7 protein-coding genes are annotated in these 6,887 nt (G+C 38.3%); 3 read left to right on the top strand and 4 right to left on the bottom strand.

All coding sequences use genetic code 11. The annotated features are described in order from the left end of the window. Positions 1–20 precede the first annotated feature (20 nt). Positions 21–908, top strand: coding sequence for a UTP--glucose-1-phosphate uridylyltransferase GalU (galU, locus tag HRG09_RS23930; protein WP_174103305.1), 888 nt, complete (start codon positions 21–23; stop codon positions 906–908). A 47-nt stretch (positions 909–955) separates the two neighbouring features. On the opposite strand, the gene HRG09_RS23935 is transcribed toward galU, so the two are convergent. Both HRG09_RS23935 and HRG09_RS23940 read right to left on the bottom strand, forming a co-directional pair. After that, positions 956–1,546 (bottom strand): biotin transporter BioY, encoded by a 591-nt coding sequence (locus tag HRG09_RS23935; RefSeq protein WP_174103307.1) that lies wholly within the window; start codon positions 1,544–1,546, stop codon positions 956–958. A 41-nt stretch (positions 1,547–1,587) separates the two neighbouring features. Then, a complete protein-coding gene (locus tag HRG09_RS23940) occupies positions 1,588–2,340 on the bottom strand; it encodes a DUF3298 and DUF4163 domain-containing protein (protein ID WP_174103309.1) in 753 nt (250 codons plus the stop codon). Between the two features lie 93 nt (positions 2,341–2,433). On the opposite strand from HRG09_RS23940, the gene HRG09_RS23945 reads away from it, so the two are divergent. Beyond that, on the top strand, positions 2,434–2,811 hold the full coding sequence (locus HRG09_RS23945; protein WP_174103311.1) for a hotdog fold thioesterase: 378 nt from the start codon (positions 2,434–2,436) through the stop codon (positions 2,809–2,811). 423 nt (positions 2,812–3,234) lie between these two features. On the opposite strand, the gene HRG09_RS23950 is transcribed toward HRG09_RS23945, so the two are convergent. After that, positions 3,235–4,611 (bottom strand): glycine--tRNA ligase, encoded by a 1,377-nt coding sequence (locus tag HRG09_RS23950; protein WP_174103312.1) that lies wholly within the window; start codon positions 4,609–4,611, stop codon positions 3,235–3,237. Between the two features lie 936 nt (positions 4,612–5,547). Then, the gene (locus HRG09_RS23955) at positions 5,548–6,240 is read right to left on the bottom strand and encodes a DNA alkylation repair protein (protein ID WP_174103314.1); all 693 of its coding nucleotides are present in this window, start codon (positions 6,238–6,240) and stop codon (positions 5,548–5,550) included. Positions 6,241–6,336: 96 nt separating this feature from the next. Between HRG09_RS23955 and HRG09_RS23960 the strand changes: the two genes are divergently transcribed. Next, entirely contained in the window at positions 6,337–6,798 is a 462-nt protein-coding gene (locus tag HRG09_RS23960) for a hypothetical protein (protein ID WP_174103315.1), read from the top strand. Positions 6,799–6,887 lie beyond the last annotated feature (89 nt).

The following is a 6,887-nucleotide window of genomic DNA, read 5'->3' on the forward strand; positions in this document are numbered from 1 at the left end:
CAGAAAAGAGGGTATTTTTTATGAAAAAAGTGAGAAAAGCGATTATTCCCGCTGCGGGATTAGGAACGCGTTTTTTACCAGCAACAAAGGCCATGCCGAAAGAAATGCTTCCAATTGTAGATAAGCCAACGATTCAATACATTGTAGAAGAAGCTGTGGCATCTGGAATTGAAGATATTATTATTGTTACTGGTAAAGGAAAGCGCTCTATTGAAGATCACTTCGATAATGCGTTTGAATTAGAACAAAATTTATTAGAGAAGAAAAAATATGAGTTGCTTGAAAAAGTACAAGCTTCTTCTAAAATGGTTGATATTCATTATATCCGCCAAAAAGAGCCAAAAGGACTAGGGCATGCCGTTTGGTGCGCGCGTAAATTCATTGGTGATGAACCATTCGCTGTTTTATTAGGTGACGATATCGTTCAAGCTGAAAAACCATGTTTACGCCAATTAATGGATGAATATGATAAAACACTTTCATCTGTTATAGGTGTACAAACTGTTCCAGAAGAAGAAACACATCGCTATGGAATCATCGATCCATTAGAACAAGATGGACGTCGTTACCAAGTTCGTAATTTTGTTGAGAAACCAGTGCAAGGTACAGCGCCTTCAAACTTAGCGATTATGGGACGTTATATCTTAACACCTGAAATCTTTATGTTCTTAGAAAACCAGAATATTGGTGCGGGTGGCGAAATTCAATTAACAGATGCGATTCAAAGCTTAAATGAAATTCAACGTGTATTTGCTTATGACTTTGAAGGAAAGCGTTACGATGTTGGAGAAAAATTAGGCTTTGTTCAAACGACAATTGAAATGGCACTTCAGCATGAAGAGTTAAGAGATGACATGCTTGTTATGATGAAGAAAATTTTAGATGAGCAAACGAAGCAAGAATCTTAATATAAAAAGAGTTACTCCTCTGTTTCGGAGTAACTCTTTTTTCATTATTATAGCGTCGAATGAGAATGCTGATAAGCAGAACGACGAACTGCATAATATATGCGGGGTGCAATGACAGCACCGATAATTGTAAAGATAATATCTTTAACTGCGAACCACATCATAATTGCCCAAGCCGCTTTGTAACTCATATCTCCACCCATCCAAAAGTTTACAGCTGCATACATATAAGTAGTACCGATGATATAAGTTAAAATAATTCCAGTAAAAGATGCAATTGCAAATGTACCAAACTGTGGCTTTTCTCTTTGTTCTACGAGTTTTCCTGATACGTAAGCAACAATAATAAATGCGATAATAAAACCACCAGTAGGATCTAAAAGTGCTCCAAACCCAGCTTTGAAATTTGCGAAAATCGGTGCTCCTGCAACTCCAACAAGCATATAAACAACCATAGATAAGGCACCAAGTCTACTCCCAAGAAGAAGCCCCGCTAAAATAGCGAAAAATGGTTGCATAGAAAGTGGAACACCAGCTACTTGTAAAAATGGTGCCCAAGATACGATATTCGCACCGATTGCCATGAGTGCAACAAACATGGCAGCTAGTGCTAAATCTAAAGCGCGTAATTGTCTCATAATGTTAACCTCCTGTTGTTATTTAGTTAACATTATCGTAGCTAATTCATCTCTTTATTGTCAATTAAAATGTTTTGATAGTTAGGCTTTAGTGACTCCCTAAGTAATGTGTATGGAATTCGAAATTGCGGAATTCCACTTGCATAAGGGGCAATCTCATATAAAGAGAAATAGACGACAAGATTATCCGGTTCTAAAAAGTAATTGAATTTCTTTGTACTCATCACTTTTTCAGCTGCATCTGGAAAGTAAATACTTTCATCTTGTTTAATTTGTCTAACGATTTCTGCACGAATGATGTCTTTATAGTTGCTGCCCTTTTGAAATAAATTAGCTAAACGTAAAGCTTTCTTTTCTTTTAAATCAAATGTATTTGCCTTCCATGTATAGAGGCCGTGTGCTCCGCCTGTATATTGATAATAATTTACATATAAGCTAAGTAAGGGAGACTGCTGTAATGTGACTTTATAATCAACATTTGCAACATATGGGTGGAAAGGAGCATCTGATTCCTGAGCTTCTTTATAGTATTTTTTCGCTTCTTTTGCTAATGTTGTTTTAAAACGATCTGTCGTTGTTTTGTAGTATGTATTCAATTTCTTTTGAAATTCTGGATCGTAAAAGTTACTAAAATAAGGTCTACTAATTTGATATTCTAAATAAGGTTTCTTACCTTTTTGCGTAACAGTCTTAATATCGATTGTCAGGTCAGAAGGGTGGGCTGCATTCGTACAATTTGGTACAATGATGAGCAAGGAGACTAAGAGTAATAGAATACAGAATTTATTTTTCATATAGATGGAACCTCCTTAGATAAGTGCTATGGATAGTTTGAAAGTAAATAGGGGAAATTATACATTTTTAAATAAGGAGTAGGGGGAAGTTGCATGTCAAAAACATTGATGGATGCGCTTGGGATTGAACTGTTAGAAATGACAGAGGAGAAAGTGGTAGCAACGATGCCAGTAGATGGACGTACACACCAACCATTTGGCTTTTTACATGGTGGTGCATCAGTTGCATTGGCCGAAACGGTAGCAAGCGTAGGATCCTATAATTTGATTGATCAAGAAAAGTGTATTTGTTTTGGACTTGAAATCAATGCAAATCATATTCGCTCGAAACGTGATGGAATTGTAACAGCGATTGGTACACCAATCCATAAAGGGCAAACAACAATGGTTTGGGATGTAAGAATCATTGACGAAAATGATGATTTACTATGTATTTCAAGATGCACAGTCGCAATTAAAGAGAAACGATAAAAAAGGCTGCCCTTGGGCAGTCTTTTTTTAATTAGTTATTAATATATAAATAGGGATTGAAAGTCCAATGAAAAACCTTCCTTTTAGGTGGGAAAGAGGATCCGTTCATGTGCAGAAGCGGTCAGTGCTTTTTTAGTCCCATGCCATGCAAAAACAGAAGGAGGAAATGATTGAAAGTCTTATAGCCTAGAAAATCAAATTGGATTTATCCCGCATTAACGGGCAGTAATACTCCCACCTCAAAATTCGGCGGGAGCAAAGAAGTTAGGTGGGAGATAAACTGCCCGTAACAGCCCGATTGGTGAGGGCTAATAATCAGTGGGGGATGAAGAAAACCCCCACTGATTAAAGTTTCACTTTATATATCGACCGTTAGGAAATATGAGATATAAGAAAGGCTGCCCCCAGGCAGCCTTTTCATCATTAGAATTGAATTTTCTTCTCTAAGAAGCCTTTTAATTCGCTAATTGGCATACGAACTTGTTCCATTGTGTCACGGTCACGTACTGTAACAGCTTTGTCTTCAACTGAGTCGAAGTCATATGTGATACAGAATGGTGTACCAATTTCGTCTTGACGACGGTAACGTTTACCGATAGAACCAGTTTCATCAAAGTCTACCACGAAGTCTTTTGCTAGTTCTGCGAACACTTCACTAGCACCTTCAGATAACTTTTTAGATAATGGTAAGATTGCTGCTTTGTATGGTGCTAAAGCAGGATGGAAACGAAGAACTGTACGAGAGTCATTTTCTAATTGCTCCTCTTCGTATGCATCACATAAGAACGCTAATGTTACACGGTCTGCGCCAAGAGATGGCTCAATGCAGAATGGTACGTAACGCTCGTTCGTTTGTGGATCGATATAGTTAAAGTCTTCGTTAGAATGTTCCATGTGACGCTTTAAGTCGAAGTCTGTACGAGATGCAACACCCCAAAGTTCGCCCCAACCGAATGGGAATTTAAATTCAATATCAGTTGTTGCATTACTGTAGTGAGATAATTCTTCTTCACCGTGGTCACGAAGGCGCATGCTTTCTTCGTGCATACCAAGTGATAGTAACCAGTTTTTACAAGTGTTACGCCAGAATGTGAACCATTCTAGTTCCTCACCAGGCTTACAGAAGAATTCAAGTTCCATTTGTTCAAATTCACGTGTACGGAATGTGAAGTTACCAGGTGTGATTTCATTACGGAAACTTTTACCGATTTGGCCAATACCAAATGGAAGTTTTTTACGCATAGAGCGTTGTACGTTTTTAAAGTTTACGAAAATACCTTGTGCTGTTTCAGGACGAAGGAAAATTTCGTTCGTACTAGATTCAGTAACACCTTGGAATGTTTTAAACATTAAGTTGAACTGACGGATTTCTGTGAACTCTTGGCTACCGCAGTCTGGGCATTTTACTTCGTGTTCTTTCATTAAGTCAGCCATTTGATCGAAAGTCAAACCGTCAACGATCATTTCGATACCTTTTGCATCTAAAGCATCTTCGATTAATTTATCAGCACGATGACGCGCTTTACATTTTTTACAGTCGATCATTGGATCGTTAAAGTTACCAACGTGACCAGAAGCGATCCAAGTTTTTGGATTCATTAAAATTGCTGCGTCTAAGCCAACGTTGTATGGAGATTCTTGAATGAATTTTTTCCACCAAGCTTTTTTAACGTTATTTTTTAATTCGATACCAAGTGGACCGTAATCCCAAGTGTTTGCAAGACCACCATAAATTTCAGAACCAGGGAAAACAAAACCACGATGCTTCGCTAAGTTTACAACTTGTTCCATTGAATACATAATAAAAATCCTCCTTTTAAAAGTTAACGTATTGGCGATGACAGAGTGTACTTGTGGAAAGGCAATGTCTTGAGCAAGCCGCTTGCGCTTTTAGATGTATCCAGCTCCAGCGGCTAGAATGTTCGGTGGCTTCGCTTCTTCCGCCTAGGCAGAGAACGCCTCTATGTCAGAAGCTCCATCCCCCTCACATTCTGAACAAGCCGCTTGCGCTTTTAGATGTATCCAGCTCCAGCGGCTAGAATGTTCGGTGGCTTCGCTTCTTCCGCCTAGGCAGAGAACGCCTCTATGTCAGAAGCTCCATCCCCCTCACATTCTGAACAAGCCGCTTGCGCTTTTAGATGTATCCAGCTCCAGTGGCTAGGATGTTCGGTGGCTTCGCTTCTTCCGCCTAGGCAGAGAACGCCTCTATGTCAGAAGCTCCATCCCCCTCACATTCTGAACAAGCCACTTACGCTTTTAAATATAAAAAAGCTCGTCTCTAGGCATTTATGCCTAGGGACGAGCTTGTATATACCCGCGGTTCCACCCTAGTTGATGAGTGTGTAAACACGCATCCACTTTATCATGTATTGCTCGAGACTGCCGTTTCCTCGCTTTTTCAGGCTTTCACTATCCCTGAATCGCTTTTTGTGCAAGTACTTATAAGTCCGTCATCGCTACTATATTTAATAATAATGACCATATTCTATCACGTTCCTTTTTAAATCACAATAGAGGAACGAGTGTATCTATGTAGATACAAAATAAAAACCGATGTAAAACCATTCTTTTTTGGTGGAAGAGAGCACCCGCTCATGGGTAGAAGCGGACAGTGCCTTTTTTAGTCTTATGCTATGCTAAAACAGAAGGAGGAAATGAGTGGATATCTTCTTTTGTTTTCATAGCAAGGGCTTAAAGGGATATATACGGTAGTGTTTCACTTATTTTACTATCCTTTTAGTTTGAAGAGGTGCTCATAGTAGAGCGAATATGCTTAATTGCTTCTCGTTTACTTAAAGGAGCAAGTTCGTTGTTTTGAACGTATTCCCATACAACTTGCGGATTCGTTTTTGCATATTCACGAAGTACCCAGCCAATTGCTTTTTGAATGAAAAACTCTTTTGAAGATTTGAGTTGTCCAATGACTGAGAAGAGGAGTTCTTCATCCATTTGTTGTTTATATTTGAGTTGAAATAAGATTGCGGCACGCTGTAACCATATATTTTCTGAAGCGATCCATTTCGGAATATAGGTAGGAATGGCCTCTGGATATTTCAAGAAGATGTCTCCTAAGAATGTAGGGACGATACCATCAACGGAATCCCACCATGACTTTGTTATCATGAGCTCTTCTAAAAATGGGATGTGAGTTTTATCGAGATGTTTTTTATATTTCTGTAATAAATCGAGAGCGGCGGCTTGAAATTCGCGTTCTGGTAAAGACCAAAGTTCACGAATGACGATTTGAAATTCCTCTCTGTCTGGAAGTGTATGTACTTGTATTACTTCGCGTAATAGCTTTCTTCTTTCCGGTGTTTGAATACCGAGAAATGGGAAATGGTTTTTCATATATCGAGCCATTGGTTCTGCTTTTTCAGGATTTTGATGTGCAATGAAATGTTGCTGTAAGGCTTTTACAAATGGGTGCATAAAATCGTTCTCCTTTCAGGCTTCTTATTCATATTATATAAAGAAGTGATTGGAAATGGATATAAAATATGATGAGAGTAGGAGGGAGAGGGAGCGATGGAAGATCAAGGTATATTTGCTGGTTTTTTAGCGCTTAGTTTTACTTTTATTTTAATTATTGTAATTTGGGGTATCCTTGCGTATATATTAACGGCATTTGCACTTTATACGATGGCGAAAAATGATGGTGCTAATGATGGTGTTCTTGCTTTTATTCCGTTTTTAAATAGTAAAGTGTGGGGGGACTTGGCAAGGGAGAAGTTACCTGGATTTTTGAAAGAAGGGGCAGGGTGGAAAGTATTTGGGATATATGTTCTATGTTTTATTTTAAATTTTATTCCGATTATAAGTGTGCTAGCAACAGGAGTCTCGCTTGTTCTGTCAATTTATTTGGTATATGCCATTTTGGACCGGTATGGTACGAATTCGGTATTATTTACGATTATTCATGTGATAACATGTTCTATTTTTCTTCCAATTCATTTGTTTTTAATTCGAAATGAGCCAACGAAATATTAGGATTTAATTAAGGTGTTCTGTTGAACATTGTCGAACAGTCGATAGGTTGTGTCGAATGGTTGATATATTGAAAAAATCGCTGATATATG

This window comes from Bacillus sp. Xin1, from assembly GCF_013314535.1.
Lineage (GTDB): Bacteria > Bacillota > Bacilli > Bacillales > Bacillaceae_G > Bacillus_A.

Bases quoted from the DNA above. Each gene is read 5' to 3' on its own strand.
- HRG09_RS23945 (WP_174103311.1), top strand. From the start codon at position 2,434: ATGTCAAAAACATTGATGGATGCGCTTGGGATTGAACTGTTAGAAATG.
- HRG09_RS23960 (WP_174103315.1), top strand. From the start codon at position 6,337: ATGGAAGATCAAGGTATATTTGCTGGTTTTTTAGCGCTTAGTTTTACT.
- galU (WP_174103305.1), top strand. From the start codon at position 21: ATGAAAAAAGTGAGAAAAGCGATTATTCCCGCTGCGGGATTAGGAACG.
- HRG09_RS23955 (WP_174103314.1), bottom strand. From the start codon at position 6,240: ATGCACCCATTTGTAAAAGCCTTACAGCAACATTTCATTGCACATCAA.
- HRG09_RS23935 (WP_174103307.1), bottom strand. From the start codon at position 1,546: ATGAGACAATTACGCGCTTTAGATTTAGCACTAGCTGCCATGTTTGTT.
- HRG09_RS23940 (WP_174103309.1), bottom strand. From the start codon at position 2,340: ATGAAAAATAAATTCTGTATTCTATTACTCTTAGTCTCCTTGCTCATC.
- HRG09_RS23950 (WP_174103312.1), bottom strand. From the start codon at position 4,611: ATGTATTCAATGGAACAAGTTGTAAACTTAGCGAAGCATCGTGGTTTT.